We start from the raw sequence: 26,861 nt of genomic DNA on the forward strand, positions 1-26,861 counted from the left end.
GACGTCGCACCGGCAGGGGCGGTGCAGTCGCCGAGGATCTGCTGTGCGTGTTGCGCCCGGGTCTCGCCCACCTGTGCGTCTGCTGGCAGCAGCGCTCAGGGGTCGGTCCCCGGCCTGGGGCGTCGAGCTCCGGCAGCCCGGGGCAGACTGGTCGGCATGGGTCAGGTCGTCGCCACCGCAGAGCACGTCGTCCACGCTCCCGCCGACCGGGTGCGGGTCGCCCTCGGCGACTACGCCGGCACCCGGCAGCGGATCGCCGGCCCGCAGTTCAGCGAGTACCGGGTCGAGTCCGGCGGCGAGGGCGGCGGCACCCGGGTGCACTGGAAGTTCGCCGCCACCGAGAAGCGGGTGCGCGACCAGGTCGTCTCGGTCAGCGAGCTGCCCGACGGCGGCGGCCTGGTCGAGAGCGACACGAAGTCCTCCATGGTCACCACGTGGACGCTGCACCCGGCCGGTGAGACCACCACGGTCCGCGTGCGCACCACCTGGGACGGCGCCGGCGGCATCGGCGGGTTCTTCGAGCGCACCTTCGCCCCCAAGGGCCTGGCCCGCACCTACACCGGCATGCTCGAGCGGCTGGACGCAGAACTGCGCTGAACCAGGGACCATGGGTGGGGTGACCGCAGCACCCACCGTCGTCCCCGGGCTGGACGAGCTGGCCGCCCTGGTCGGCGACGGCAACGTCGTCGTGCTGTCCGGCGCCGGGCTGTCCACCGACTCGGGCATCCCGGACTACCGCGGCGCCACCGGGTCGCTGCGCCGGCACACCCCGATGACCTGGCAGACGTTCACCCGGGACCCGCGTGGCCGGCACCGGTACTGGGCGCGCAGCTTCGTCGGCTGGCGGCAGATCGCCGGCGCACGGCCCAACGCCGGCCACCGCGCGGTCGCCGAGCTGCAGCACGCCGGGCTGGTCGGCGGGATCGTGACCCAGAACGTCGACGGCCTGCACCAGGCCGGCGGCGCCACCGACGTGCTCGAGCTGCACGGCGGGCTGGACCGCACCGTGTGCCTGCAGTGCGGCGACGTCGCGCCGCGGGCCGCCCTCGACGTGCGGCTGCGCGAGGCCAACCCCGGGTTCCGGCCCGAACCGGTCGACGGCGAGGTCAACCCCGACGGCGACGTCGAGCTGCCGGAGTCCGCGCTGGACGGGTTCGTGATGGTCGACTGCCTGGTCTGCGGCGGCGGTCCGCTCAAGCCCGACGTGGTGTTCTTCGGCGAGACCGTGCCGGCCGACCGTGTGCAGGCCGCCTTCGACCTGGTGCGGTGCGCGCGGTCGCTGGTGGTGCTCGGGTCCTCGTTGACCGTGATGAGCGGCTACCGCTTCGTGCTGCGGGCGGCCAAGGACGGCATCCCGGTCGCCATCGTCAACGCTGGGCCGACCCGGGGCGACGAGAAGGCCGACGTGCGGGTCGACGCCCCGCTCGGCCGGGTGCTCCCCGAGCTGGCCGGCCGGCTGTCCCGGTGACCCGAGAGGTCGAGCGGACCGAGGACGGTCGCTGGATCGTGGTGGACGGCCGCCGGTGGCGGGCCCAGGACCCGCAGCTGCCCGACGACGTCCGGGAGCGGCTGCTGCACCACCTCGGGGTCGGCCGCAGCGGGGTGCGGACGGCGAAGAAGGCCGGGGACGACGCCGCGGTGACCGCCGCCCGGGCGCTGGTGCAGGCCGCGAAGACCGGGCTGGGCGAGCGCGGGGCGAAGTGGTGGGAGCAGTCCGACGACGAGCGCCGCGCCCGCTGGGAGGCCGCGCTCGCCGCGCTGGACGACGCCGGCTGACCCAGACTGGACCCGGTGCAGACCTTCCTCCCCGTCGCCGACTTCGCCGGCAGCGCACGGCTGCTGGACAGCCCGCGCCTGGGCAAGCAGCGGGTGGAGACGCTGCAGATCCTGCGGGCGCTGGAGCTGCCCGACTACGGCTGGACCACCCACCCGGCGGTGGTGATGTGGCGCGGCCGCACCCCGGCGCTGGTCCGGTACGGGCTGGAGATGGTGGCCGAGTGGGTGGCCCGCGGGTTCGCCGACTCGACCGCGGCCCAGATCGAGGAGTTCGCGCCGGGGGTGGGCAGCCAGGCCGAGCTGGGTGCCGCCGGTGAGCTGCCGGGCTGGCTGGGCGAGGAGTCGGTGCACCGCTCGCACCGGTCCAAGCTGCTGGCCAAGGAGCCGGCCACCTACCGGTCGCTGTTCGCCGAGGACCCCGACGACCTGGACTACGTCTGGCCCGCGGCCGACGACCTGCCGCCGACCCCCGCGCCCGACGGCGTCCCGGTGTGGGTGGTCCGGCCCCGGGCGCACCCGGAGCTGGGCGCGGCGCTGGCCAACGGGGTGGTCGGGCTGGGCACCCAGTCGGGGGTCGACGTGGATGCCACCGGCCTGGACGCCGCCCAGCTGCGGGCACTGGCCCACGAGCTGACCGGCAAGCGGCCGGCCAAGGACCTGCGGCAGCTGTCGGCGTTCCTGGACGAGGTCCGGGCGGGTGACCGGGTCGCGCTGCCGGTGACCGGGGGCGCCGGGCTGCTGCTCGGGGAGGTCACCGGCGACTACGCCTTCGCCGGGCGCGAGCTGCTGCCGCACCGCCGGCCGGCCCGGTTCGACGTCGTCGTCCCCCGGTCGGCGGTGCGCCGGCCGGCGACGATGCAGGACCCGCGGGCGCTGTTCCGCGTCGTGCTGGACCCCGCCGCCGTGCCGCGCTGAGCGCCCGTCGTCGGTCAGCCCATGGTCTTGGCGCCGTCGATGCCCTCCCGGACGACGTCGGCGTGGCCGGCGTGCTGGGCGGTCTCGGCCACGAGGTGCACCAGCACCCGGCGCCGCGACCAGCGGGTGCCCGGCGGGAACCAGGGCATCGCCGGCAGCTCGACGTCGGTGTCCAGGTCGTCGAAGGACCGGACCAGCGCCTCGGTCGCGGCGGCCACCGTGTCGTGGTCGGCGAGGACCCCGGCGAGGGTGTCGTCGGGGCCGAGGGCGAACTGGGCCGCGAAGGCCTCGGGGGTGACCTCCTCGTGCGCGGCGGCCCCGCGCTGCAGGAAGTCGGTCCAGATCCGCTCCTGGGCCACGACGTGCCGGAGCACGCCGCCGACGGTCAGCTCGCTGGCGGAGGTGCGCTGCCGGGCCTGCTCGTCGTCCAGCCCGTCGGCGGTGCGGCGGAGGAGCCCGCGGTGCGCGGCGAGGGTCTCGAGCAGGTCCGCGCGTTCGCGGTCGAGGGTCACGGGTGCCTCCGGCAGGTCGGGTCGGGTCGGTGCCGTGATCGTGGCACCGGGGTCCGACAGGACCGGTCGGTCAGGCGCCCGGCAGCGGCACGTTCTGCAGCCGGACCTGGCCGCGGGCGACGGTCTTGCCGTCCTCGGCGCGGGTGAGGGTGACCAGCCACAGCTGCAGGGTGCGGCCCTGCTGCACGGGCTCGGCGAGGACGTCGAGCCGGCCCTCGGTGGCCGGGCGCAGGAAGTCCGTGGAGTTGTTGACCCCGACGGCGAACTGCCCGCGGTCGGCCACCGCCGCGCTGGCCCCGATGCTGGCCGCGGACTCGATGACCGCGGCGTAGACGCCGCCGTGCACGACGCCCCAGGGCGTGTGCTGGTCCGGGCCGAGCTCGACGGTGCCGGTCACCCGCGTCCCGGTCATCTCGTCGGGGGTGAACCCGGTGGCGGCCACGAAGGCGCTCATCGAGGCCAGGTCGGGGGTGGTCATCGGGTCTCCTCGGGTGCCGGCGGCGGGACCGGAGCGTCCCAGACCAGGCAGAACGGGTGCCCGACCGGGTCGGCGTACACCCGGAAGTCACCCCCGCCGCCGGGCAGCCGGCGGGCACCCAGGGCCAGGACGGCGGGCTCGGCGGTGTCCACGTCGGCCACCCGGACGTCCAGGTGCGCCTGCTGCGGGCGGGCCGGGTCGGGCCAGTCCGGCGGCTGCAGGTCCGGCGCCTGCTGGAAGGCCAGCCGGTAGCCCTGCCCGCTGACGACCACCCAGTCGTCGCCCGGCGAGCCCTGGACCTGCATGCCCAGCAGCTCGGCGTAGAAGGTCGCCAGCGCGTGCGCGTCGGGGGCGTCGATGACGTAGGAGTGCAGCTGACCGATCACGCCCGCCATCCTGGCCCAACCCCGCGGGGTGCACGATCGGACCCATGACCGCACCGCAGCTGGGCACGCTGACCTGGGCCCCCGCCGCCGACCGCCCCGACCTGCTCGCCGCCCCGGTGGCCGCCGCGCTGCCGGGCCTCGCCGGACCCGCCTGGGTGGCCGAGATCGACGACGACCTGGCCGACACCGCCGCGTTCGGGGAGGCCTACGGGGTGCCGGGCGAGGCGTCGGCGAACTGCGTCGTCGTGGCGGCCCGGCGCGGCGGGGAGACCACGCTGGCCGCCTGCCTGGTGCTCGCCACCACCCGGGCCGACGTCAACGGGCTGGTCCGCCAGCACCTGGGCGCCCGCAAGGCCTCCTTCGCGCCGCAGGACGTCGCGGTCGCCGAGAGCGGCATGGCCTACGGCGGGATCACCCCGGTCGGGCTGCCGGCGTCGTGGCCGGTGCTCGTCGACGCGGCCGTCGCGGCCGCCGAGCTGCTGGTCGTGGGCTCAGGCACGCGGGGGTCGAAGCTGGCTGTGCCGGGGTCGGTCCTGGCCGCGCTGCCGGGCGCCGTCGTGCTGGAGGGGCTGGGCCGTCCCGTCCCGGCGTGAACCGGGGGCGACGCCTACGGTCGAGGGCATGACCGACAGCCAGCCGCGACCGGTGGGGCAGGGCTCCTACCGCCCCCCGACGGCGCCGCCCCGGATGCGGCCGCGGCGCCGGGCGACCTCACCGGGGACCGGCCCGGTCGAGCCCGACGCCGTCCCGGCCGAGCCGGCGCCCGACGACAGCGACGTCGGCTGGGGCGACCGGCCGCCGGCCGACGAGGAGACGCGCTACCTCGCCGACCGGCCCCCCCACTGGGGGTCGGACTAGCTCAGAGCTGGCCGGGCAGGCTGGTGGTGCCGGGGCCCGACGGGTCCGCCCGCGGGGCCTGGCCCTGCTGGGCGACGAGCAGGTCGCGGATCTCGACGAGCAGCTCGACCTGCGTCGGGGCGGCCGGGCCGGCCTCCTCGCCGCGCTGGCGACGCTCCATGATCTTCTTCATCGGGACGACGACCACGAAGTAGACGACCGCGGCGGTCAGCACGAACGTGATGACGGCGCCGATGAACTCGCCGTAGGTGAAGGTCTCGCCGTTGACGGTGAAGCTGCCCCCGGTGCCGCCGCCGCCGCTCACCAGCGCGATCAGCGGGGTGAGGAACGAGGCCGTGAACGCGGCCACGAGTGCGGTGAACGCGGTGCCGATGACGACCGCCACCGCCAGGTCGACGATGTTGCCGCGGAGCAGGAAGTCCTTGAAACCCTTGAGCATGGTGCTCCTCAGCTGGTAGTGGGCCCCGATCCGGGAGGTCAGGGCGGGCCGAGGGTAACGGTCAGGGTGGCCGCCGTGGTGGCCGTCGCCAGGTCCGACGCGGTGGCGGCGGGGACGGCGAGCACCAGCAGCCCGCTGCCGGCTCCGGACCCGTCCGCGGATCCACCCCCGGGCACGGCCAGCACCAGGGCGCCGGCGGCGACCACCTCGGTGCCCGCGCCGTCGACCGACGCCAGCACGTCGACGCGGTCACCGGGTCGCAGCAGGTCGGCGACGGCGAGGTCGGCCAGGCGGACCGGTGCGGCGACCTGGCCCGGGGGGACCTGCGACCACAGCCCCGGACCGACCACCCGGGCATCGGTCACCGGCTCCCCGCGCCGCAGCGGGGACGCGAGCACGGCGCCGACCAGCTCGGCGGGGTCGCCGGCGGCACCGTCGGGCACCGCGTCGGGCGGCAGCTCCGCCGTCCCCAGGTCGGACTCGGCGAGCGGTGCCCCGGCGGGCAGGTCGGCCGCGGCCACGACCACCGGGCTGCCCGCCGCCCCGGCGGCCGGGACGTCGGCCGCCGGGCGCAGCGCGAGCACGAGGGCGCCGACCACCAGCACGCCGGCGGCCAGCCGGCGGAGGGCGTGCGCGGGGTGCCGCGGGCGGCGGAGGGGGAGGAGGGGCACGCCTCGATCGTGGGGGCGGCGGCAGCCGGCGTGGTGCGTCCGGGCCGACCTGTGGACGGCGCCCCCGGGTGGGGACGGCGGCCGGCAGGCCGGCGTCCCCCGTGCTACGTCAGCTGGTCGACGACCCGCCGGTCGAGGACCCGGACGACCCGGAGGGCGACGACGAGCCCGAGGACGAGGAGGAGGACGAGGTCGTGCTCGAGCTGGACGACGAGCTGTCCTTGCTGCCCCCGCCCGACGACGAGTCGCTGCCCGACGACGACCCGGACTCCTTGCCCGACGAGGACGACGAGGTGGCCGACTTCTTCGAGCCGGAGTCGCGACTGTCGGTGCGGTAGAAGCCCGAGCCCTTGAACACGACACCGACCGAGCCGTAGACCTTGCGCACCGGGGCGCCGCACTCCGGGCAGGTGGCGACCGCCGGGTCGGTGAACGACTGGACCACCTCGAAGGAGTGCTTGGTCTCGGGGTTGGTGCAGGCGTACTGGTACGTGGGCACGGTGCTGGACTCCTCGGTCGGTGCTTCTCTCGTGGTGCTCCGGGCTGGCACTCGCACCCGGCGACTGCCAATCATGCGCCACCGCAGGTGCGTCGTCCACGAGGCACCCCTTACGGTCCCGACGTGACGTCGCCGTGGCTGGACGAGGAGCAACAACGGACCTGGCGGACCTGGCTGGCCGTGTCCGAGCTGCTGCCCCGCGCCCTCGACGCCCAGCTGCAGCGCGACGCGGGCCTGACCCACGCGGCCTACATCGTGCTGGCGATGCTGTCCGAGGCGCCCGGCCGCAGCCGGCGGATGAGCGAGCTGGCCCGGATGGCCAACCAGTCGCAGAGCCGGCTGTCCCACACGGTGGCCCGCTTGGAGGAGCGCGGCTGGGCCCGCCGGGAGAAGGCGGCCGAGGACGGCCGGGGCAACGTCGCCGTCCTCACCGACGCCGGCTGGGAGGTCGTCCGGTCCGCCGCACCCGGGCACGTCGCCGCCGTCCGGGAGGGCCTGTTCGCCGCGCTGAGCCCCGAGCAGGCGGCCGCGCTGCAGGACGCGCTGGCCGCCGTCCTCGACCGGCTGGACCCCGACCACTCCGAGCGCGCGGGCCGGGGCTGAGCCCTAACGCAGGTGCCGCAGGAAGCTCTCCGGCCGGTCCAGGAACTGCCGCCAGCTCGCGGTGAGCTCCAGGTCGTCCCAGGCGGCCGGCCGCAGCCCCCACGGCCCGACCTCGAGGATCGTGGCCCCCGGCAGCGCGGCCACGAGCGGGGAGTGCGTGGCCACCACGACCTGCGCGCCGCGGTCGACCACGTCGACCAACCCGGCGACCAGGCGGAGCTGGCCGGCGAAGGAGAGCGCGGCGTCCGGCTCGTCGAGCAGGTAGGTGCCCGCCCCGCGCGCCCGGTCCTCGAAGATCGCGAGGAACGCCTCGCCGTGGCTGAGGTGGTGGTAGCTGGGCCCGGACTCCTCCAGGTACGTGTAGAGACCGTGCAGCGTCTCGTCGCGCAGCAGGTAGGCCCACCGCGGGGCGCCCGGCGCCCGCTCCACCACCAGCGGCAGCGCGTCGGGCTCGGTCCGCCGGGTCTCCAGCCGGGCCCCGGCCGAGCCGCCCTCGGGGTTGAGGCCCAGCGCGACGGCGAGCACCTCGACCAGGGTCGACTTGCCCGACGCGTTCTCGCCCACCAGGACCGTGGCCCCCGGCGCGAGCTCGAGCCCCTCGGCCCACAGCTGGGCCACCGCCGGCACGGTCATCGGCCACATGGCGTCCAGCGGCGGGGGCGCACCGGCGTCGGCGCGCACCCGTCGCACCCCGGGCCGCGCCATGCTCCTCATCCTGCCTGGGCGTGGATCAGCTGCGTCGACCAGCGTGCATCCTCAGCCACGCGCGTCGGCGGCTGAGGATGCACGGGCGTCGTCGCAGCTGATCGATGCCGGACACAGCCGTCAGCGGGCGCGGCGGCCCAGGTGGCGCCAGCGCGTGGTCCGGCTGCGCTGGCGCTCGACGTCGTCCCGGCCGAGCAGCCCGGCGAGCTCCTCGGCGAGCACCCGGCCCAGGCGGGCGCAGAACTCGTCGGGCTCGTCGGCGGCGTCCGGGCGCTCGGGGACGACGCGGTCGACGATGCCGGCCCGCCACAGGTCGGTGGCCCGCACGCCCTGCTGGGCGGCCATGACGTCGGCGTGGTCGACGTCGCGGTGCACGATCGCCGAGGCGCCCTCGGGCGGCAGCGGACCCAGCCAGCCGTTGGCGCAGGCCAGCACCCGGTCGGCCGGCACCAGCGCGAGCGCGCCGCCGCCGGTGCCCTGGCCCAGCAGCACGGCCAGCGTCGGTGCCTTGAGGGTGACCAGGTCGGACAGGCAGCGAGCGATCTCGCCGGCCAGCCCGCCCTCCTCGGCCTCCTTGGACAGCGCCGCGCCGGGGGTGTCGATGAGGGTGACCAGCGGCAGCCGCAGCTCGGCGGCCAGCCGCATGCCGCGGCGGGCCTCCCGCAGTGCGGCCGGGCCCAGCGGGGCGCTCAGCGACTGCCCGCGCCGGTCCTGGCCGAGCACCACGCACGGCGCGCCGCCGAACCGGGCCAGCGCCAGCAGCAGGCCGGGGTCGGACTCGCCGGCGCCGGTGCCGTTGAGGGCGACGACGTCGGTGGCCGCGGTGCGCAGCAGCCGCCGGACGCCGGGGCGGTCGGTGCGGCGGGAGGCGGTGACGACGTCCCAGGCGCTGCGGCCGTCCTCGGGGTCGTCGGCGTCGGTGCCGTCGCCCTCGACCGGTCCGGCGACCTGGGCGTCGCGGTGCCAGGTGGCCCGGGCGGCGAGCACCCGCAGCGCGCGGTCGGCGACATCGGCGACCTGCTCGTGCGGGACGACGGCGTCGATGACGCCGCGCTCGTGCAGGTGCTCGGCGGTCTGCACGCCCTCGGGGAACTTCTCGCCGTACAGGGACTCGTAGACCCGGGGGCCGAGGAAGCCGATGGAGGCGCCGGGCTCGGCGATGGTGACGTGGCCCAGCGAGCCCCAGGAGGCCAGCACGCCGCCGAAGGTGGGGGAGCGCAGGTAGACCAGGTAGGGCAGCCCGGCCTCCTTGTGCCGGGCGACGGCCTGGGTGATGCCGACCATCTGCAGGAAGGCGACGGTGCCTTCCTGCATGCGGGTGCCGCCGGAGACGGGGGCCGCCAGCAGCGGCAGCCCCTCGGCGGTGGCCCGCTCGACGGCGGCCATCAGCCGCTCCGCGGTCGCGACGCCGATGGAGCCGGCCAGGAAGCCGAACTCCCCGGCCACCACGGCCACCCGGCGCCCGCGCAGCCGGCCCTCGCCGCTGACGATGGCCTCGTCCTGCCGGGTCTTCTCCTGCGCCCGGGCTAGCTCGGCGGCGTACTCCGGCGACACGTCGCGCGGCCCGACCGGGGTGTCCCAGGAGATCCAGGTGCCGGGGTCCAGCACCAGGTCGCGCAGGGTGCGGGCGTCCATCCGGGTGCTCACGAGCGCAGCCAGGCCCGGATCGCGTCGCCGTCGGCGCCGAGGACCGGGGGAGCGGTGTGCGCCGTCCGGGTGGTCTCGGTCTCGCCGTCGGGCGACGGGGCGAAGAACCGCAGCGGCGGCCCGGGCAGCTGGACGGTGCCCAGCGTGGCGTGGTCGACGTCGACCAGCAGGCCCTGGGACTGCGCCTGGTCCCAGCCGTAGACCTCGTCGATCGTGCGGACCTTGCCGGCCGGCACCCCAGCCGCGGACAGCCGGGCCAGCAGCGCCTCGGCCTCGATGCCGACGAACGCGGTCTCCAGCAGCTCGATGACCCGCTCGCGGTTGCCCACCCGCTCGCCGTTGGTGGCCAGGCCGTCGGCCTCGGCGTCCAGCCCGAACTCCGCGCACAGCTTGCGCCACAGCGACTCGCTGCCGCAGGACAGCTGGACGCTGCCGCCGTCGGCGCAGCGGAACAGCCCGTACGGGGCGATCGAGGGGTGGTGGTTGCCCTGGGCGTGGCCGACCTTGCCGGCCACCGTCCACGCCGTCCCCTGGAAGGCGTGCACGCCGACGACGGCGGCCAGCAGCGACGTGCGCACGACCTGGCCGCGGCCGGTCTTCTCCCGCTCCAGCAGCGCGGCGAGCACCCCGTAGGCGCCGTACATGCCGGCCAGCAGGTCGCCGATCGGGACGCCGACCCGCTGCGGGTCCTCGGGCCCGGAGCCGGTGAGCGACATCAGCCCGGCCTCGCCCTGGGCGATCTGGTCGTAGCCGGCCCGCCCGCCCTCGGGACCGTCGTGGCCGAAGCCGCTGATGGCCAGGGTCACCAGCCGCGGGTTGAGCTCGGCGAGCACGTCGGTGCCGAAGCCCAGCCGGGCCAGCGTGCCGGGCCGGAAGTTCTCCAGCAGCACGTCGGCGCGGCGCAGCAGCTCGGTCAGCGTCGCCTTGTCCGCGTCGTCCTTGAGGTCGAGGGTGATCGACTCCTTGTTCTTGTTCGTGGACAGGAAGTAGGTGGACTCCCGGTCGGCGCCCTCGGGCTGCACGAACGGCGGACCCCACCCGCGGGTGTCGTCGCCGCTGTCGGGGTTCTCCACCTTGATCACCCGGGCACCGAGGTCGCCGAGCATCATCCCGGCGTGCGGGCCGGCCAGCGCGCGGGTCAGGTCGACGACGAGCAAGCCGTCCAGGGGTCCTGCGGTCACGGTTCCTCCGGTCATCAGAGCCACCCGGGGACGACGAAGACCAGCCAGGCCAGGAGCGGGCCGACCAGGACGACGATGCCGGAGTAGCCGAGGATCTGCTTGTAGAAGCGGTCGCGGTCGACGTCCTGGGCGTTGGCCAGGACGAGCGCGCCGTTGGTGGAGAACGGGCTGACGTCGACGATGGTCGAGGCGACCGAGAGCGCCACGACGACGCCCACCGCCCCGATCTCGCCGGCCAGCAGGAACGGCACGGCCAGCGAGATGGCCACGCCGATGATCGCCGTCGAGCTGGCGAAGGCCGAGACGACGCCGCCGATGTAGGCCAGCAGCAGGGCCACGACCAGCGGGGCGCCGATCGAGGTCACGCTCTCCCCGACGTAGTCGATGGTGCCGGCCTCCTGCAGCACGAAGACGAAGCTGAGCACGCCGGCGATCAGCAGCACGGTGGACCAGCTGATCTGCATGACCGCGCCCTTGTGCCGGGCGGCGGAGAACAGGGCCAGCACGGTGGCGATGGTGATCGAGACGAACCCGATGTCCAGGTCGAAGACCAGGGCGAGGACGACGAGGACGACCAGGCCCACCAGGGTCAGGATCTGCTCGACGGTGACCCGGCCGGTCTTCTCGGCGACGTCGACCGACGACCCGGCCGTGGACCCGGCGGAGGTGCCGTGCCCGGTGACCTCGGCGTCGGTGTCGCCGTCGGCGGGCTCGGGGACGGCCTCGTCGCCGACCCGGCGGCCCATGAGCTTGCGCCCGCCCAGGACGACGAACAGCACGATGCCGATCGCCAGGTTGAAGAACAGGCTGCCCAGGAACACCGTCAGCGGGCTGCTGGGCAGGTCGTTCTGGGCCACGATGTTGTTGACCGTGACGCCGTAGACGCTGATCGGGGAGAACCCGCCGGCCTGGGCGCCGTGGATGACCATCATGCCCATCAGCAGCGGGCTGATCCGGTACTTCGCGGCGAAGCCCAGCGCGATGGGGGCGATGATCGCGACCGCTGCCGGGCCGAGGGCGCCGATGGCGGTGAGCACGCCGGTGACGGCGAACATGATCCACGGGATCAGGGCCACCCGGCCGGCCACCAGCTTCACCGCGCCGCGGACCAGCAGGTCCACGGTGCCGTTGTTCTGCGCGATGGCGAACAGGTAGGTGACCCCGATCAGGGTCAGCACCAGCTCGCCCGGGAAGCCGGCGAGGATGTCGTCGGTGGTCATCCCGACGGCGAGGGTGCCGACCAGGAAGGCGGCCACGAACGCGAGGGCGCCCATGTTGATCGGCAGGAAGGTGGCGATCGCGAAGATCGCCACCAACGCCAGGATCGAGATGATCTCGGGTGACACGTCGGACTCCCACGTCGTCGAGGGGCGGGTCGTATGACCCCGGTCACTGGTTCAGTGGCCTAGCCTCTCGGCCAGTCGCTAGTGTGTCAACCACCACGCACGGGAGACCAGGAGGGTGCCGTGAGCGTCGGACCTGGGCCGCTGCGCCGCAACCGGCTCTACGAGCAGGTCGTGCACCAGCTGCTGACCTGGGCGTCGTCGGCCGGGCTCGGCCCGGGGGACCGGCTGCCGGCCGAGCGCGAGCTGGCCGCCTCGCTGGGGGTCAGCCGCGCGACGCTGGCCCAGGCGCTGGTCGCCCTGGAGGTCACCGGGGTGGTCGCCGTCCGGCACGGCGACGGCACCGTGCTGCTGGTGGCGCCGCGGGCGGACACCGTGCTGGCCGCGCTGCAGACCCGGCGCGAGGACCTCGGCGACGTCATCGAGGCCCGGGAGGCACTCGAGGTCCGGCTGGCCGGGCTGGCCGCCCGCCGGCGGACCGAGGCGGACCTGGCCGAGATCGACGCCGCCCTGGACGCGATGGCCGCCGACGTGGCGGCCGGCGGGCGCGGGGTGGCCGGCGACGAGCGCTTCCACGCCGCGGTCACCGCCGCCGGGCACTCCGCGCTGCTGGCCCGGTTCATGGCCGAGATCAGCGACCGCGTCCGGGAGAGCCGGATCGAGTCCCTCGCCCAGGAGGGCCGCCCGCACCGCTCCCTGGACGGCCACCGCGCGATCGCCGAGGCCATCCGCGCCGGGGACGAGGCCGCCGCCGGTGCGGCGATGGCCGCGCACATCCAGATGGTCTCCGACGTCCCGCTGCTGGGCGGCGGTCAGCCCGGCAGGTAGGTCCAGCCCGCCGACGGGGTGACCACGGCGTGCAGCCGGACGTCGTGCACATCGACGGGGACGGCGTCGCGCAGCTCCTCGTCGAACACCACGCCCACCAGGACGGCGTCGGGGTGGGCGTGCGCCAGTGCCCGGTCGTAGAACCCGGCCCCCCGGCCCAGCCGCGAGGCGTCCCGGCCCACCGCCAGCGCCGGGACGACGACCACCGCGGCCCCGCCCAGCGCGTCGGCCGGCAGCCGGGGGCCGGCCGGTTCCAGCAACCCGAACCGGCCCGGGACCAGGTCGCCGCCGACCCGGGCCCACCCCAGCACCCGGCCGGTCGGCGGGACCACCGGCAGCAGGGCCCGCGGGCCCAGGGCGGCGACCAGCTCACCGTGCCCGGGCTCCTCGGCGTTCGGCACGTACCCGGCCACCACCGCGTCGTCGGGCAGCCCGGTGCGCAGGTGCGCGGCCAGCGCCCGCGCCGCCGCCCGCCGGACGTCGGCCGGCCGGGCGGCCCGGGCCGCGAGCAGGGCTGTGCGCAGCGCCACCTTGGCGCTCACCACGTCGGGGGAGGTGCCCACCGCCGCAGGCTAGCTAGGGTCCTCCCATGCCGAGCTCGACGAACAGCCGTCCCGCCCGCAAGGCCGTCATCCCGGTCGCCGGGATGGGCACCCGCTTCCTGCCGGCCACCAAGGCCGTGCCCAAGGAGCTGCTCCCGGTCGTGGACCGGCCCGCGCTGCAGTACATCGTGGAGGAGTCCGCCCGGGCGGGCCTGGGCGAGGTGCTGATGGTCACCGGCCGCGGCAAGGCCGCCATCGAGGACTTCTTCGACCGCACCCCCGAGCTCGAGGCCGCGCTGGAGAAGAAGGGCGACCAGGCCCGCATCGACGCCGTCGCCGAGTCCACGGACGTGGCGCAGGTGCACTTCGTGCGCCAGGGCGAGGCCAAGGGCCTGGGCCACGCCGTCCTGCAGGCCGCCTCCTTCGTCGGCGACGAGCCGTTCGCCGTGCTGCTCGGCGACGACCTGATCGACGCCCGCGACCTCCTGCTCGAGCAGATGCTCGCGGTGCAGGCCGAGCACGGCGGCTGCGTCATCGCCCTGCTCGACGTGGGCGCGGACGACATCGACAAGTACGGCTGCGTCGCGATCGACGACGCGCCGCAGACGGACGCCGGGGACGGCGACCAGGTCGTCCGGATCACCGGCATGGTCGAGAAGCCCGCGAAGGAGGAGGCGCCGTCCAGCCTGGCCATCATCGGCAGGTACGTGCTCGCGCCGGAGATCTTCGACGCGATCCGGGCCACCCCGCCCGGCCGGGGCGGGGAGATCCAGCTGACCGACGCGCTGCTGAAGCTGGTCCAGGACGGCGTCCCGGTGCACGGCGTGGTCTTCTCCGGCCGCCGCTACGACACCGGCGACAAGCTCGACTACCTCAAGGCCGTCATCCGGCTGGCCGTGGAGCGCGAGGACCTGGGCCCGGCGCTGCGGCCCTGGCTGCGCGATTTCGTCGGTGACCTTGCTCCGGAGGGCGCGTCGCAGGCCTGACCGGGCACGCGGAGCGGGCACCATCGGTGGCCGGGCGCCCGATCCAGGTGCGCCGAGAGCGCAGACGGCGGTGGTGACGGTGGCGGGGATGACCGAGGACAGGACGCGGGGCTGGTTCCGGGGGACCCGGGAGACCACCCAGATCGACCTGACCACCGGGGCGCCGGTCGGCGTCCAGTCGACCCGCCAGATCGCGGGCACCGGCCCGCACCCGACGGTGCAGGTCGACCGCGACCAGCTGCCCGAGCTGTCCGGCGGCGACGAGCCCCGCACCGACAGCTGGGCGGTCGCCGAGGCACCCGTGGTGCGCAGCGTCGAGCAGCACCTGGACCTGATCCTCGCCGCCGCGCCGACCCCCGACCCGATCGAGCTCGCCGTGCTCGACGCGCAGGGGCTGCTGTGCGCCGAGCACGTGGTCAGCGACCGCGACCTGCCCTCCTTCGAGCAGGCCGCCCTCGACGGCTACGCCGCCCGCTCGGCCGACACCGTCGGCGCCACCCTGGAGGACCCGGTCGGGCTCGCGGTGGTGGGGGAGAGCCAGGCCGGCCCCGCCGAGCCCTCGGCCATCGGTCCCGGTCTGGCGCACAAGGTCGCCGCCGGGGCGATGCTGCCCAGCGGCGCCGACGTCGTCGTCCCGACGGTGTGGACGGACTCCGGTGCCGCGCACGTCGGCGTGCACGCCGAGCTCGAGCCGGGCACCTACGTGCGGCACGCCGGGGAGGACGTCGCCGTGGGCGACACCGCCGTGGCGCTGAACACCCCGATCGGCCCGGCGCAGATCAGCCTGCTGGCCGCCGTGGGCCGCGAGCGCGTGCTCGTGCACCCCCGGCCGCGGATCGCGGTGCTGTCGGCCGGCAGCGAGCTGGTCGACGTCGGCCGCATGCCCGGCCCCGGCCAGGTCGTCGACGTCAACAGCTACGCCCTGGCCGCCGCGGCGCGCGACGCCGGGGCCGAGGCCTACCGGTCGGGCATCGTGCCGCGGGACCGGCGCCGGCTGGTCGAGCTGCTGGAGAGCCAGCTGCTGCGCAGCGACATCGTGCTGATCGCCGGCACGTTCGCCGGCAACGGCTTCGACCTGGTGCAGGAGGCCCTGGCCCAGCTGGGCGAGGTCACCTTCGCCCAGGTCGCGATGCACCCCGGTCCGATCCAGGCGTTCGGGCGGCTGGGCCGCGACGGCGTCCCGGTCATCTGCATCCCGGGCGAGCCGGCGGCCGCGCTGGTCGCCTTCGAGGTCTTCGTCCGACCGGCGATCCGGCTGATGCTGGGCAAGCGCCAGCTGTTCCGGCGCACGGTGCAGGCCGTGTCGGCCCAGCAGCTGCTCTCGCCGCTGGGCTACCGGCAGTACCTGCACGGCCAGGTCATGCGGCACCCCGACGGCGGCTACGTCGTGGAGCCCGTGGGCGGCGGGGAGAGCGGGCACGACGCCGCGCTGGCCCGCACCGCGCGCGCCAACTGCCTGGTCGTCATCGACGAGGACGTCACCGAGGTCTCGCCCGGCGGACTGGTGACGGTCATGCCGATGCTCCTCGGCGGCTGACCTGACGTCCTTCTGGACCGACGCCGCCCTGCACCCGGGCTGGCCAGCCGAGCTCGTGGACGGCGACGTCCGGCTGCACCCGCTGCGCCGCTCCGACGCCGCGGCGTGGTCGCAGCTGCGGCTGGCCAACCGGGACTGGCTGGCGCCCTGGGAGCCGTCGGCACCCGGTGCGTGGGAGGCGCGGCACAGCCCGGCGGTCTACCGGGCCATGCGCCGGGCCGCCCGCCGGCGCGCCCAGCTGGGGATGGCGCTGCCCTTCGCCGTCCGGCACCGCGACCGGCTGGTCGGCCAGGTCACCCTCGACAACGTGGTGCGCGGCGCGCTGCGCTCGGCGCACGTCGGCTACTGGCTGGACGAGGCCGCCGCCGGGCGTGGGATCGCGTCCACCGCGGTGGCCCTGGTGTGCGACCACGCGTTCGGACCGGCAGGCCTGCACAGAATCCAGGCCGACATACGTCCCGAGAACGGTCGAAGCCGCCGATTGGTAGAGCGACTGGGTTTCCGCGAGGAAGGGACGTTCCGCTCGTACCTCGACATCGACGGCGACTGGCGCGACCACCTGGGCTACGCGCTGCTCGCCGGTGACCACCCTGCCGGGGTGGTCGCGCACCTCCGTCGGTCGCCGTGACCGACACGCCGATCCGTGCGACACGCCGGACCGGCGCGACACGACACGGGCACCTCCCGGTGCGCCTCCCTCGTCCGGGGGAGCGCGCGCCCTAACGTGCTCCTCGAGTGACCCGTGTGACTCGTGTGACGCCAGGGATCGGCGTCGCACACGCGGGATGCCAGGGACGGGGTGGTTTGCGATGGGATCGGGTGTGCTGCTGGCCGCTCTGGTCGTGCTGTGGTTCGTGGTGCTGGTGCCGATGGTGGTCACCCGCGGCGACGCAGCACCGGCCCGGGTCGGTGCTGTCGACTCGGGGCGCACGTTGCGCCGCCGTCGGGTGGTGGACCCGGTGGTCCACGCCGACACCGAGCGGGTCGCCGTCGACCGCGAACAGCTCTACCGCACCGGCGAGCTGCAGGTGGACGTGCACGCGCTGCGCCGCCGCACGCTGGCCGGCCTCGCCGCCCTCGCCGTCCTGGCGCTGGTCGGTGCGCTGACCTACCGCACGTGGCTGTGGGCCCCGCAGGTGCTGCTGGACCTCGCCGTCGTCGGGTACCTCATGGTCACCCGGGCCGCTGCGCAGCGGGAGCGCCGGGCCGCAGCCCGCCGCCAGGCCCGCGTCGCGTCCCGGCCGGCCCGCCCGGCCGCCCGCCCTGCACCCCGTCCGGCGGCGGCCGCCGCCCCGTCGCTGCCGGTGCACAGCCTGCCGCTCGCCCCGGTCCACCCGCTCCGGCCCGGCCGCACCGTCACCCCCTCGCACGCCGCCCCGGCGGCCGCCGGGTGGCAGCACAGCGCGGTGGTCGGCCTGGACGACGACGACATCGGGTTCGCCGAGATCGACGTCTACGCGCCGCGCACCGCCACCGGCTGACCCCGCGCAGCACCCGGGCACCCGCGCGGTAAGGTGTCCGGAGCAAGGGGCTGTGGCGCAGTTGGTAGCGCGTCTCGTTCGCAATGAGAAGGCCAGGGGTTCGAATCCCCTCAGCTCCACCGGTCGCCGAGCCCGGGTCCCGTCAGGGGGCCCGGGCTCCGTGCGTCAGGGGGTCAGCGGGCCGCCCGGAAGTCCGCCGGACGCTTGGCCACGAAGGCGGTGATGCCCTCGACCGACTCGGGGTCGGCGGCGGACTCCACGATCAACCGGGCCTCCTCGTCCAGCTGGGTGTCCAGGGTGGTGGTGGCCGCGCGGCGGACCAGGCCCCGGGTGCGGACCATCGCCCGGACCGGTCCGGCCGCGACCTGGGCGGCCAGCGCGGTCGCCGCGGCGGTCAGCTCCTCGTCGTCGACCAGCCGGCCGACCAGGCCGAACAGGTGGGCGTCGGCGGCGGACAGCGTGCCGTTGGTCAGCATGAGCTCCAGCGCCCGCGGGGCGCCCAGCGTGCGGGCCAGCGCCCAGGAGCTGCCGCCGTCGGGGGACAGGCCGATGGCGCCGTAGGCCGGGCGGAACTTCGTCGACCGGGCGGCGACCACGAGGTCGCAGGCGCCGACCAGGCCCACCCCGGCGCCGGCCACCGCGCCCTGCACGCCGGCGACCACGGGGACCGGGCAGGTGATGACCGCCCGGATCGCGTCGTGCCAGCGCTCGGCCAGCGCGCCGATGAACCCGGGCGCGTCCTGCGCCGCTGCCATGCCCTGCACGTCGCCGCCCACGCAGAACCGCGGGCCGGCGCCCAGCAGCAGCACGGTCCGGGTCTCGGCGGGGCGGTCGGCCAGGGCCTGCACCAGGGCGTCGGCCAGCGCCAGGTCGATGGCGTTGCCGGCCTCGGGGCGGTCCAGGGTGATCCGCCAGACGTCGCCGTCCACCGCCGTGCTGACCCGTCGCGTCGTCGCGCTGCTCGTCATGGACCGACCGTAGGGCCGCGGGCACGCCGACGCCCCCGGTCCGCGGGGGACCGGGGGCGTCGGGGGAGGGCTGCTCAGCGGGGGCGGTGCGCCAGCTCGGGCTCGACCTCGCCGTCGATGGCCGCGGGTGCGCCGCCGAACTCGTCGGCCACCTCGCCGGCGACGTCCTCGGGGCTGCCGTGCTCGGCGGCCTCGTGGCCGTCCTCGTCCATCCCGGCGTCGGCGGCGGCGAGGATCCGGTGCCCGGTGGCGAGGACCGCGACGCCGGCCAGGACCGCGACCGCGCCGACGTAGAACGGCACGTGGACGTCGAAGGCCTCGACCAGCTTGCCCGCGGCGAACGGCGCCAGGCCGCCGCCGAGGAACCGGACGAACCCGTAGGCGGCCGAGGCGACCGGCCGCTCGACCGGGCTGACCTGCATGACCGCCTGAGTGGTCAGGGTGTTGTTGATGCCGATGAACGCCCCGGCGACGACGACGCAGGTGATCAGCGCCCACTTCGTGTCGGTGAAGACCGCGATGAGCAGCAGGTCCACGGCGAACAGGCCCAGCGCGCCGTAGAGGCTGCGGGCGGTGCCGAACCGGGCCTGCAGCCGCGGGGCGCCGACGACGGAGAAGAACGCGACCAGCAGACCCCAGCCGAAGAAGACGAAACCGAGCTTGATCGCCGACAGCTCCATCGGGAACGGCGCGTAGCCCAGCATGGTGAAGAAGCCCCAGTTGTAGAGCAGGGCCGTGATCGCCATCGTCAGCAGCCCGCGGTGCCGCAGCGCCTTGAGCGGGGCCGACAGCGGGGTCTTGTGCGTGGGCTTGGGGGTGGCGTCCAGCAGGACGACGGTGGCGACGAGCGCGACCGCCATCAGCGCGGCCACGCCGAAGAACGGCCCGCGCCAGCTGATGCTGCCCAGCAGGCCGCCGACCAGCGGGCCGGCCGCGATGCCCAGGCCCAGGGCTGCCTCGTAGAGCACGATCGCGCCGGCGAACCCGCCGGACGCGCTGGCCACGATGACGGCCAGCGAGGTGGCGATGAACAGGGCGTTGCCCAGGCCCCAGCCGGCGCGGAACCCGACGATGCCGCCGATGGAGTCGCTGGACCCGGCGAGGGCGGCGAACACCACGATGACCGCCAGGCCCGTGATCAGCGTCTGCTTGGCCCCGATCCGGCTGGACACCCAGTTCGTGCCGAGCATGGCGACCGCGGTGACCACCAGGTAGCTGGTGAACAGCAGGGTCACCTGGCTCTCGCTGGCGCCGAGCTGGGTCTTCAGCGAGGGCAGGATGGGGTCGACGAGGCCGATGCCCATGAAGCTGACGACGCAGGCGAACGCCACGGCGTAGACCGCCTTGGGCTGGCCGAGCATGCTGGACTTCTGGCTGGTGGAGCCGTGTGTGCTCACCAGGTCACCTCCGTGGTGGGTGGTGCGGGGTAGGGGTCAGTGGTGCAGGGCGCCGGCGAGCCGGGCCAGGGCGGGCAGCGCTGCGGAGATCGCCGCGACGTCGTCGTCGCCGAGGTCGGACAGCGGCCCGGCCAGGCGGGTTGCGCGCTCGGTGCGCCGGCGGGCCAGCAGATCCGCACCGGCGTCGGTCAGGCTGAGGACGACGGCCCGGCCGTCGGTCGGGTCGGCCGCCCGGTCGACCAGCCCCTGGCCGGCCAGCCGCGCGATGAGCGCGGTCATCGATGGCTGGCTGACCCCCTCGGCGACCGCCAGCTCGGTGAGCCGCGCGGGGCCGGAGCGCTGCAGCGTCGCCAGGGTGGCGGCCGCGGTGAGGCTGAGGTCGGTCCGGGTGCTGGTCAGCTGGCGCAGCCCGACGACCACGTCGTCCAGCTGCGCCGCGAGAGCGGTCCGGTCGTCGTCCACACGTTCAGTTGTACTACTCAACTATCTAACGGACAACCCGATGGAACGGCTACGTCTCAGGGACCCGCGGCGTGCGGAGCGCGTCGTGGGGGGAGACGTGGTTCCTTCTAGAACCAGGAGGGGAACCACATGCGCTGCACCCAGTCGGCGTAGGACAGCGGCTGCCCGGTGAGCACCGGGTAGAAGAAGACGAAGGTCAGCGCCACGACGGCCAGGTACAGGCTGACCGCGCCCAGGCCCAGCTGCCGGCGGAACGGGGTGGCCCGGTCGGGGCCGGTCTGCCGCCCGAGCACGTCCTGCAGGGCCAGCGTCACGGCCAGCACGAAGAACGGCAGCACCGGCGCCATGTAGAAGATGAACATGGTCCGCTCGAGGTTGACGAACCAGGTCAGCCAGCCGGCGGCGATGCCCACCGCGACGGTGATCGCAGCCGGGTCGCGGCGGGCGACGATCCGCCACAGCAGCCACAGCATGGCCGGGGCGAACACCAGCCAGAGGGTGGGCGTGCCGACCATCAGGATGTAGCGGATGACCTGGTCGCCGGCGGAGTCGGTGAGGCCCTGCGGGTTCCACAGCAGGATGGGCCGGCCGTCGACCAGCCACGACCACGGTCCCGACTCCCACGGGTGCGGCGTGGACAGCCCGTTGTGGAAGCTGAGCCACTCGCCGTGCATGTGCCACAGCGACCGCAGCGGGTCCGGGATCCAGGGCCAGGCGGTGTCCGGGTGCTGCTCGGCCCAGTGCCGGCCCTGGGAGTTCTCGCCGCGGAACCAGCCGGTGAAGGTGGCCAGGTAGGCCAGCACCGGCAGCACGCCCAGCGCCCAGGCGGCGCCGGGCAGCCCGCGGCGCAGCGCGGTGCGGGTCGGGCTGGGCACGCCGAGCTCGCGCCAGGCGGCCCGGTCCCAGAAGAGGCTGAGGACGGCGAAGAACGCCAGGAAGTAGACGCCGGACCACTTGACCCCCGCCGCGCAGCCGAACAGCACGCCGGCCGCGATCCGCCAGCCCCGCGGGCCCAGCGCGAACCCGGTCGCGGCCCCGACGTGCGCCCGGACCCGGGCCCGCACCCGGTCGCGGTCGACGACCAGGCAGGCCACCGCGGAGACCACGAACGCCTGCAGGAAGACGTCGAGCAGCCCGATCCGGCCGACGGTGAACGCGAAGCCGTCCAGCGCCATCAGCAGCCCGGCGACCACCCCGAGCAGGGTGGAGCCGGTCAGGCGGCGGGCCAGCCGGGTCAGCACGACGACCGCGACGGTGCCGGCCACCAGGCTGGGGAACCGCCAGCCGGTGCTGTCGTACCCGAACACCTTGATGCCCAGGGAGATCAGCAGCTTGCCCAGCGGCGGGTGGACGATGAACGTGTAGCCGCGGTTGTACTCGTAGCCCCACTCGAGGACCTCGTTGGCCTCGGGCGGGTAGTAGGCCTCGTCGAAGAGCAGGTCGCCGGGGTAGGACAGGTCCCACAGCCGGCTGACGAAGGTGGCCACGCCGAGCACGGCGGTCAGCACCCAGGACAGCACCCGGTCGGTGGGCAGCGGCGGGGTCAGCTGCCGGGCCGGTCGGCGCGGGCGGCGGCGGACCGGCGGCGCGGTCTCGTCGTCCACCCGATCGGGGGCCAGCACCGCCATGGCCTGAAGGGTAGGCGGCGGTCCTGCGGGGGCCGGCGTGACAGGCTCGTGCGGTGGCGGGACGACTGGTGCTGGGTGGTGCGCCGCTGGGTCAGCCCGGCGACGTCGGTCCGCGGCTGCGCGCGGTGATGGCCGAGGCCGATGTGCTGGCCTGCGAGGACACCCGCCGGCTGCACCGGCTGGCGCAGGACCTCGAGGTCACGTTCACCGGCCGCGTCGTCACCTTCCACGAGACCGTCGAGGCCTCCCGCCTGCCGGGCCTGGTCGCCGCCATGCAGGCCGGGCAGACCGTCCTGCTGCTCACCGACGCCGGCATGCCCTCGGTGTCGGACCCCGGCTACACGCTGGTGCGCGCCGCCGTCGAGGCCGGCGTGCTGGTGACGTCGGTGCCGGGGCCCTCGGCGGTCACCACCGCCCTGGCCGTGTCCGGGCTGCCCTGCGACCGGTTCACCTTCGAGGGCTTCCTGCCCCGCCGCGGCCGCCGGACGTCGTTCACCGCGCTGGCCGCCGAGCCGCGGACGATGGTGTTCTTCGAGTCCCCGCACCGCCTCGCCGACGCGCTCGTCGACGCGGCCGCGGTGCTGGGGGACGACCGGCCGGCCGTCGTCTGCCGCGAGCTGACCAAGACCCACGAGGAGGTCGTCCGCGGCACCCTCGGTTCGCTGGCCGTCTGGGCCGCCGAGGGCGTGCGCGGCGAGATCACCCTGGTCGTCGCCGGGGCGCCGGCCGGGCCCGCCGACCTGACCGCCGACGAGCTGGCCGCCGAGGTGGCCCGCGAGGAGGCGGCGGGGGAGACCCGCAAGGACGCCATCCGCGCCGTGGTGTCGCGCACGGGCCTGCCCAAGCGCGTCGTCTACGACGCCGTCGTCGCGGCGAAGACCCCCTGACCCACCCGCCCCCGCGGCCCGTAGTGCAACCCCGCCGCAGTCGACTCGGCTCTCCCGGCATGGGAGCCCATGCACCCACCTCGGGGCGCCGGGACTAGGTGCATGGGCTCCCATGCCGGGGTGGGTCAGGCCGACGCGCGCAGCTGCTGGACGCGGATGCGGTAGACGGCCAGGACCCTCGCCCGCACGCCGTCCGGGTCGCGGAGGACCTCTGCGTAGGTGAAGCGGAGCACCAGCCAGCCCATCGAGGCGAACATCGCATCGCGGGCGAGGTCGTCGGCCCGCTGCTGCGGCGAGGAGTGGAAGGCCGCGCCGTCCAGCTCGACGGCCAGCATCGCTTCCTTCCACGCCCGGTCGTGGTGGCGGGTGATGCCGTCCGGGCAGAGCACCGCTACCTGGCCCCGGCTGCGCGGAAGGGACCGGTGGGAGAAGACCCCGACCACGGCCAGGGCCTCCAGCTCGCTGGTCACACCGTCGGCGAGCAGGGCCGCGGTCCGGGCGAGGTCGCGGTGACCGCCGATGTTCGGCCGGCGTTGCGCTGCCGCAGCCAGCAGCGCGGGGTCCAACCGCGTGCGCCGGACCGCGTCGAGCACCGTCGGCCGGCGGTCGGCACGCGGGAGGTCCGGCCAGGCGTCGACCAGGCTGTCGGCGAGCGCGGTGACCCGGAGGCCCCGTACGACCTCGACGGCGTCCTGGTCGTCGTCCAGGCCCTGGCGCCGGTGCACGTGCAGGTCCCGGGCGCCGGACAGGCGCCTGCGGTGGTCCACCACCACGTGCACCGGGCCGGCCGGCTCGACCAGTCCGCGCAGGGCGAGTGCGCTGCGGTGGCTCAGGGCTGCGTGCGGACCCACGGAGAGGAGGGCTGCCAGCAGTCGGCGGTCGCCCGTGGCCGGGTTCCCCTTCGCCGTGTAGACGTGCGGGAACACCCGGCGCAGGACACCTCGCTCCACGAACCCGTCGAGCACCGTGCGCGGGACCACGCGGAGCAGCTCCTGGCGCGTCGCGAGCCCGCGCTGGGTCGACAGCAGGTCACCCACCAGCTCGATCCACGGCCGCTGCACGGCGTGGAGGTTGCAGCAGTTCGTCCGCGCCGGGAATCGGCCCCCGCCGTCCTGTGGACAGCGAGCGAACCCGTCGACCCACGACTTGGCCAGGCATGGGAGCCCATGCACCCACCTCTGAGTCCCGTGGATGGGTGCATGGGCTCCTATGCCGGGTTCAGGGGGTGGCGAGCGGCGAACGCCGTCGGTTGTGGACGGCGGCGGCGGAGGAGGGAGTCGCCGGGCTAGAGCCAGCCGCTGCGCTTGAAGGCGCGCCAGAGGGCGCCGCAGGCGGCGGCCATCAGCAGCAGCACCAGGGGGTAGCCCAGGTGCCACTTCAGCTCGGGCATGTACTCGAAGTTCATGCCGTAGATGCCGGCGATCGCGGTGGGGACGGCGATGATGCCGGCCCACGCGGAGATCTTGCGCATGTCCTCGTTGTCCGACAGCGAGGTCCGGGCCAGCGACGCCTGCAGGATGGAGGACAGCAGCTCGTCCAGGGAGGCGATCTGGTCGCGCACCCGGATGGTGTGGTCCTGCACGTCGCGGAAGTAGGACCGCATCTCCTCGGGGACGACCTGCACCTGCCGCTCGGCCAGCGCGTGCAGCGGGACGTCGAGGGGGGTCACCGCCCGGCGCAGCTGCATGAGCTCGCGCTTGAGCTGGTAGAGCCGGGGGATGTCGTCGGTGCGCTGCGGGGAGAAGACCGAGGCCTCCAGCTCGTCGACGTCCTCCTCGACGTCGGCGGCGACCTCCACGTAGTGGTCGACGACCAGGTCGGCCACGGCGTAGAGCACCGCGGACGGACCGTGGCAGAGCAGGTCGGGTTGCTCCTCCAGGCGGTGCCGCAGCTCGGCCAGCCCGCCGTGCTGCCCGTGCCGCACGGTGATCACGTAGTGCTCGCCGAGGAAGATCATCACCTCGCCGGTGTCGACGACCTCGCTGGTGGAGGTCAGCTCCTCGTGCTCGACGTAGGAGGCGGTCTTCAGCACCACGAACAGGGCGTCGTCGTACCGGTCGAGCTTGGGCCGCTGGTGGGCGTAGACGGCGTCCTCGACGGCGAGCGGGTGCAGCCCGTACTCCTGGGCGATCGACTCGAACTCCGCCTCGGAGGGCTCGTAGAGGCCCAGCCAGACGAAGCCGCCGCGCTCCCGGGCCACGCGCAGGGCGTCAGCGGGGCCGACGTCGGGCACGCGGTGGCCCTCGACGTACACCCCGCAGCCGACGACCGGGTCCCCCTCGGGCCGCTGCGGGGCGGGGTGTAGGGGCACCCCGGCGGGCCGCGGGACGTGCCGCGGCCGGGGCCTCGGGGCCGCGGCGTCGGTGCGGGCGTCGGTGCTGCTCATGTCTCTCCTCCGCTGCGCGGTCGACGGCGAGCGTAGGCGTGCGGGCCGACGTGACGCGTGGCACGCTCCGCACACCACACGTGATCAACAAGCAACGCAGGGGGAACGCACATGGCCGTCGCCAACGGCAGGCGCGTCAAGAGCGTCGAGGACTCGATCAGCGACACCGAGGAGCCGGAGCACCAGCTCAAGAAGAACCTGTCCGGCCTGGACCTCACCGTCTTCGGCGTCGGCGTCATCATCGGGACCGGCATCTTCGTGCTGACCGGCGAGGTCGCGCAGACCACCGCCGGCCCCGCCGTCGCCATCTCCTTCGTCATCGCCGGCATCGTCTGCGGGCTCGCCGCGCTCTGCTACGCCGAGTTCGCCTCGACGGTGCCGGTCGCCGGGTCGGCCTACACGTTCTCCTACGCCACCTTCGGCGAGCTGGTCGCCTGGATCATCGGCTGGGACCTGGTGCTCGAGCTCGCGCTGGGCGCCGCGACGGTCAGCGTCGGGTGGTCGGGCTACCTCAACCAGCTGCTGAGCGACATCGGCATCGGGCTGCCCGAGACGATCGCCGGCGAGACGGCCCGCTTCAACATCCCGGCCATGTTCATCGCGCTGCTGATGACCGGGGTGCTGATCCTCGGGGTGAAGCTCTCCTCGCGGATCACCTCGATCATCGTGGCCATCAAGGTCGTGATCGTGCTGCTGGTCATCGTGGTCGGCGTCTTCTACGTCAAGGCCGCCAACTTCTCGCCGTTCATCCCGCCGACCGAGCCGGCCGAGGGCGGCGGGTCGGGCCTGACCCAGCCGTTCATCCAGCTGCTCACCGGCTTCGCCCCGGCGAGCTTCGGCGTCGAGGGCGTCATCGCCGGTGCCGCGGTCGTGTTCTTCGCCTTCATCGGCTTCGACATCGTGGCCACCGCGGCGGAGGAGACCAAGGACCCGGCCAAGGACCTGCCGCGCGGCATCTTCGGCTCCCTGGCCGTCTGCACGATCCTCTACGTCCTGGTCAGCCTGGTCGTCGTGGGCATGCAGAACTACACCGAGCTCAACGCCTCGGCCCCGCTGGCCGGTGCGTTCTCCAGCGTCGGGCTGCCGTTCTTCTCCGGGGTCATCTCGGTCGGCGCCCTGGCCGGCCTGACCAGCGTGGTGATGATCCTGCTGCTGGGCCAGTCCCGGGTGCTGTTCGCCATGAGCCGGGACCACCTGCTGCCCGCCGGGCTGGCCAAGGTGCACCCCACCTACGGCACGCCGTACCGGATCACCCTGATCACCGGTGTGGTCGTGGCGGTCATGGCCGGGCTGATCCCGCTGGGCACCCTGGCCGAGCTGGTCAACATCGGCACCCTGTTCGCGTTCGTGCTGGTCAGCGTCGGGGTCATCGTGCTCCGCAGGACCCGTCCCGACCTGCCGCGGGCCTTCCGGGTGCCGCTCATGCCGGTGCTGCCGATCGTGGCCGCGCTGGCCAGCCTCTACCTGATGCTGAACCTGCCCACCGACACCTGGATCCGGTTCGCGGTCTGGATGCTGATCGGCGTGGGCGTCTACTACGCCTACGGACGGCGGCACAGCCGGCTGGCCAAGGGCGGCGACCACGACCACAGCGTGGAGACCGGCGACGGCACCACCGGGCAGGGCCACCAGCGGTAGCTCTGCGCGACGACGACGGCGGGGCCGTCTCACCCACCCGGGTGAGGCGGCCCCGTCCGCGTCTCCGGACCCGTGCGCGGGGGGACGACCTCATCGGTGACCAACCGT

The 26,861-nt window shown here is 74.8% G+C and carries 31 protein-coding genes, 1 tRNA gene and 1 pseudogene; 16 read left to right on the plus strand and 17 right to left on the minus strand.

Annotated elements, in window-relative coordinates:
• Nucleotides 1–156: 156 nt before the first annotated feature.
• The 4 genes from UXQ13_RS01470 to UXQ13_RS01485 are packed head-to-tail and all read left to right on the plus strand — an operon-like array spanning nt 157 to nt 2,691.
• Nucleotides 157–597, plus strand: coding sequence for an SRPBCC family protein (locus UXQ13_RS01470; protein ID WP_225234550.1), 441 nt, complete (start codon nt 157–159; stop codon nt 595–597).
• Nucleotides 598–607: 10 nt separating this feature from the next.
• Entirely contained in the window at nt 608–1,468 is an 861-nt protein-coding gene (locus tag UXQ13_RS01475; protein WP_225234551.1) for an NAD-dependent protein deacetylase, read from the plus strand.
• Nucleotides 1,465–1,776 carry a biopolymer transporter Tol gene (locus tag UXQ13_RS01480; protein ID WP_225234552.1) on the plus strand — a complete coding sequence of 104 codons (312 nt, stop codon included), beginning with the start codon at nt 1,465–1,467 and terminating at the stop codon, nt 1,774–1,776. The genes UXQ13_RS01475 and UXQ13_RS01480 overlap by 4 nt, the downstream gene beginning before the upstream one ends.
• 15 nt (nt 1,777–1,791) lie before the next feature.
• Nucleotides 1,792–2,691 (plus strand): MSMEG_6728 family protein, encoded by a 900-nt coding sequence (locus UXQ13_RS01485; protein ID WP_225234553.1) that lies wholly within the window; start codon nt 1,792–1,794, stop codon nt 2,689–2,691.
• A gap of 14 nt (nt 2,692–2,705) precedes the next feature.
• On the opposite strand, the gene UXQ13_RS01490 is transcribed toward UXQ13_RS01485, so the two are convergent.
• The 3 genes from UXQ13_RS01490 to UXQ13_RS01500 form a co-directional block, all read right to left on the minus strand.
• A complete protein-coding gene (locus tag UXQ13_RS01490; RefSeq protein WP_225234554.1) occupies nt 2,706–3,203 on the minus strand; it encodes a DinB family protein in 498 nt (165 codons plus the stop codon).
• Between the two features lie 70 nt (nt 3,204–3,273).
• Complete coding sequence (locus tag UXQ13_RS01495) at nt 3,274–3,681, minus strand: PaaI family thioesterase (protein WP_225234555.1); 408 nt, start codon at nt 3,679–3,681, stop codon at nt 3,274–3,276.
• A complete protein-coding gene (locus tag UXQ13_RS01500) occupies nt 3,678–4,067 on the minus strand; it encodes a VOC family protein (RefSeq protein ID WP_225234556.1) in 390 nt (129 codons plus the stop codon). Before UXQ13_RS01500 ends, UXQ13_RS01495 begins: the two co-directional genes overlap by 4 nt.
• 44 nt (nt 4,068–4,111) lie before the next feature.
• Here UXQ13_RS01500 and UXQ13_RS01505 point away from each other — a divergent pair, with 44 nt between their 5' ends.
• On the plus strand, nt 4,112–4,660 hold the full coding sequence (locus UXQ13_RS01505) for a YbaK/EbsC family protein (RefSeq protein ID WP_225234557.1): 549 nt from the start codon (nt 4,112–4,114) through the stop codon (nt 4,658–4,660).
• Between the two features lie 28 nt (nt 4,661–4,688).
• Complete coding sequence (locus UXQ13_RS01510; RefSeq protein ID WP_225234558.1) at nt 4,689–4,925, plus strand: hypothetical protein; 237 nt, start codon at nt 4,689–4,691, stop codon at nt 4,923–4,925.
• A gap of 1 nt (nt 4,926) precedes the next feature.
• On the opposite strand, the gene mscL is transcribed toward UXQ13_RS01510, so the two are convergent.
• Complete coding sequence (gene mscL, locus UXQ13_RS01515) at nt 4,927–5,364, minus strand: large conductance mechanosensitive channel protein MscL (protein WP_225234559.1); 438 nt, start codon at nt 5,362–5,364, stop codon at nt 4,927–4,929.
• A gap of 38 nt (nt 5,365–5,402) precedes the next feature.
• The gene (cpaB, locus tag UXQ13_RS01520) at nt 5,403–6,035 is read right to left on the minus strand and encodes a Flp pilus assembly protein CpaB (RefSeq protein WP_336391679.1); all 633 of its coding nucleotides are present in this window, start codon (nt 6,033–6,035) and stop codon (nt 5,403–5,405) included.
• Between the two features lie 101 nt (nt 6,036–6,136).
• On the opposite strand from cpaB, the gene UXQ13_RS01525 reads away from it, so the two are divergent.
• Nucleotides 6,137–6,373 carry a hypothetical protein gene (locus UXQ13_RS01525; protein ID WP_225236126.1) on the plus strand — a complete coding sequence of 79 codons (237 nt, stop codon included), beginning with the start codon at nt 6,137–6,139 and terminating at the stop codon, nt 6,371–6,373.
• Between the two features lie 14 nt (nt 6,374–6,387).
• Here UXQ13_RS01525 and UXQ13_RS01530 read toward each other — a convergent pair.
• Nucleotides 6,388–6,609: pseudogene (locus UXQ13_RS01530) on the minus strand (FmdB family zinc ribbon protein); the annotation flags it as partial.
• 48 nt (nt 6,610–6,657) lie between these two features.
• Here UXQ13_RS01530 and UXQ13_RS01535 point away from each other — a divergent pair.
• Entirely contained in the window at nt 6,658–7,137 is a 480-nt protein-coding gene (locus UXQ13_RS01535; protein WP_225234561.1) for a MarR family winged helix-turn-helix transcriptional regulator, read from the plus strand.
• A 3-nt stretch (nt 7,138–7,140) separates the two neighbouring features.
• Here the strand turns inward: UXQ13_RS01535 and UXQ13_RS01540 are convergent, their stop codons facing one another.
• The 4 genes from UXQ13_RS01540 to UXQ13_RS01555 all read right to left on the minus strand — a co-directional run bounded on the left by UXQ13_RS01540 (nt 7,141) and on the right by UXQ13_RS01555 (nt 12,016).
• The gene (locus tag UXQ13_RS01540; protein ID WP_336391680.1) at nt 7,141–7,842 is read right to left on the minus strand and encodes an AAA family ATPase; all 702 of its coding nucleotides are present in this window, start codon (nt 7,840–7,842) and stop codon (nt 7,141–7,143) included.
• Nucleotides 7,843–7,962: 120 nt separating this feature from the next.
• Nucleotides 7,963–9,489: a carboxyl transferase domain-containing protein gene (locus UXQ13_RS01545; RefSeq protein ID WP_225234563.1), complete on the minus strand. Its 1,527-nt coding sequence runs from the start codon at nt 9,487–9,489 to the stop codon at nt 7,963–7,965.
• Complete coding sequence (locus UXQ13_RS01550; protein WP_225234564.1) at nt 9,486–10,670, minus strand: CaiB/BaiF CoA transferase family protein; 1,185 nt, start codon at nt 10,668–10,670, stop codon at nt 9,486–9,488. The genes UXQ13_RS01545 and UXQ13_RS01550 overlap by 4 nt, the downstream gene beginning before the upstream one ends.
• A 14-nt stretch (nt 10,671–10,684) precedes the next feature.
• Nucleotides 10,685–12,016 carry an SLC13 family permease gene (locus UXQ13_RS01555; RefSeq protein WP_225234565.1) on the minus strand — a complete coding sequence of 444 codons (1,332 nt, stop codon included), beginning with the start codon at nt 12,014–12,016 and terminating at the stop codon, nt 10,685–10,687.
• Between the two features lie 120 nt (nt 12,017–12,136).
• On the opposite strand from UXQ13_RS01555, the gene UXQ13_RS01560 reads away from it, so the two are divergent.
• Nucleotides 12,137–12,841, plus strand: a complete 705-nt coding sequence (locus UXQ13_RS01560; protein ID WP_225234566.1) for a FadR/GntR family transcriptional regulator — start codon at nt 12,137–12,139, stop codon at nt 12,839–12,841.
• Here the strand turns inward: UXQ13_RS01560 and UXQ13_RS01565 are convergent.
• Nucleotides 12,826–13,404, minus strand: a complete 579-nt coding sequence (locus UXQ13_RS01565; protein ID WP_336391681.1) for a 5-formyltetrahydrofolate cyclo-ligase — start codon at nt 13,402–13,404, stop codon at nt 12,826–12,828. The genes UXQ13_RS01560 and UXQ13_RS01565 overlap by 16 nt on opposite strands.
• A gap of 26 nt (nt 13,405–13,430) precedes the next feature.
• Between UXQ13_RS01565 and UXQ13_RS01570 the strand changes: the two genes are divergently transcribed.
• The 5 genes from UXQ13_RS01570 to UXQ13_RS01590 all read left to right on the plus strand — a co-directional run bounded on the left by UXQ13_RS01570 (nt 13,431) and on the right by UXQ13_RS01590 (nt 17,506).
• Complete coding sequence (locus UXQ13_RS01570) at nt 13,431–14,369, plus strand: UTP--glucose-1-phosphate uridylyltransferase (RefSeq protein WP_225234568.1); 939 nt, start codon at nt 13,431–13,433, stop codon at nt 14,367–14,369.
• A gap of 88 nt (nt 14,370–14,457) precedes the next feature.
• Nucleotides 14,458–15,906: a molybdotransferase-like divisome protein Glp gene (glp, locus tag UXQ13_RS01575; protein ID WP_225234569.1), complete on the plus strand. Its 1,449-nt coding sequence runs from the start codon at nt 14,458–14,460 to the stop codon at nt 15,904–15,906.
• 55 nt (nt 15,907–15,961) lie between these two features.
• Nucleotides 15,962–16,534, plus strand: a complete 573-nt coding sequence (locus tag UXQ13_RS01580; protein ID WP_225234570.1) for a GNAT family N-acetyltransferase — start codon at nt 15,962–15,964, stop codon at nt 16,532–16,534.
• 181 nt (nt 16,535–16,715) lie between these two features.
• Complete coding sequence (gene sepX, locus UXQ13_RS01585; RefSeq protein WP_336391682.1) at nt 16,716–17,387, plus strand: divisome protein SepX/GlpR; 672 nt, start codon at nt 16,716–16,718, stop codon at nt 17,385–17,387.
• Between the two features lie 46 nt (nt 17,388–17,433).
• Nucleotides 17,434–17,506: transfer RNA gene (locus tag UXQ13_RS01590), tRNA-Ala, on the plus strand.
• Between the two features lie 54 nt (nt 17,507–17,560).
• Here the strand turns inward: UXQ13_RS01590 and UXQ13_RS01595 are convergent.
• The 4 genes from UXQ13_RS01595 to UXQ13_RS01610 form a co-directional block, all read right to left on the minus strand.
• On the minus strand, nt 17,561–18,355 hold the full coding sequence (locus tag UXQ13_RS01595; protein WP_225236165.1) for an enoyl-CoA hydratase/isomerase family protein: 795 nt from the start codon (nt 18,353–18,355) through the stop codon (nt 17,561–17,563).
• 74 nt (nt 18,356–18,429) lie between these two features.
• A complete protein-coding gene (locus UXQ13_RS01600) occupies nt 18,430–19,752 on the minus strand; it encodes an MFS transporter (RefSeq protein WP_225234571.1) in 1,323 nt (440 codons plus the stop codon).
• A gap of 36 nt (nt 19,753–19,788) precedes the next feature.
• Nucleotides 19,789–20,214: a MarR family winged helix-turn-helix transcriptional regulator gene (locus UXQ13_RS01605; protein WP_225234572.1), complete on the minus strand. Its 426-nt coding sequence runs from the start codon at nt 20,212–20,214 to the stop codon at nt 19,789–19,791.
• Between the two features lie 107 nt (nt 20,215–20,321).
• On the minus strand, nt 20,322–21,842 hold the full coding sequence (locus tag UXQ13_RS01610) for a dolichyl-phosphate-mannose--protein mannosyltransferase (RefSeq protein WP_336391683.1): 1,521 nt from the start codon (nt 21,840–21,842) through the stop codon (nt 20,322–20,324).
• Between the two features lie 53 nt (nt 21,843–21,895).
• Between UXQ13_RS01610 and rsmI the strand changes: the two genes are divergently transcribed.
• Entirely contained in the window at nt 21,896–22,729 is an 834-nt protein-coding gene (gene rsmI, locus UXQ13_RS01615; protein WP_225234574.1) for a 16S rRNA (cytidine(1402)-2'-O)-methyltransferase, read from the plus strand.
• A gap of 125 nt (nt 22,730–22,854) precedes the next feature.
• Here rsmI and UXQ13_RS01620 read toward each other — a convergent pair whose 3' ends face one another.
• Together UXQ13_RS01620 and corA are read right to left on the minus strand one after the other, a co-directional pair.
• The gene (locus tag UXQ13_RS01620; protein ID WP_225234575.1) at nt 22,855–23,790 is read right to left on the minus strand and encodes a DUF559 domain-containing protein; all 936 of its coding nucleotides are present in this window, start codon (nt 23,788–23,790) and stop codon (nt 22,855–22,857) included.
• Nucleotides 23,791–24,014: 224 nt separating this feature from the next.
• Nucleotides 24,015–25,115: a magnesium/cobalt transporter CorA gene (corA, locus tag UXQ13_RS01625; protein ID WP_225234576.1), complete on the minus strand. Its 1,101-nt coding sequence runs from the start codon at nt 25,113–25,115 to the stop codon at nt 24,015–24,017.
• A gap of 111 nt (nt 25,116–25,226) precedes the next feature.
• Between corA and UXQ13_RS01630 the strand changes: the two genes are divergently transcribed.
• Entirely contained in the window at nt 25,227–26,753 is a 1,527-nt protein-coding gene (locus tag UXQ13_RS01630; protein WP_225234577.1) for an amino acid permease, read from the plus strand.
• Nucleotides 26,754–26,861 lie beyond the last annotated feature (108 nt).

Origin of the sequence: Klenkia terrae (assembly GCF_037083865.1) — a bacterium.
GTDB lineage: Bacteria > Actinomycetota > Actinomycetes > Mycobacteriales > Geodermatophilaceae > Klenkia > Klenkia terrae.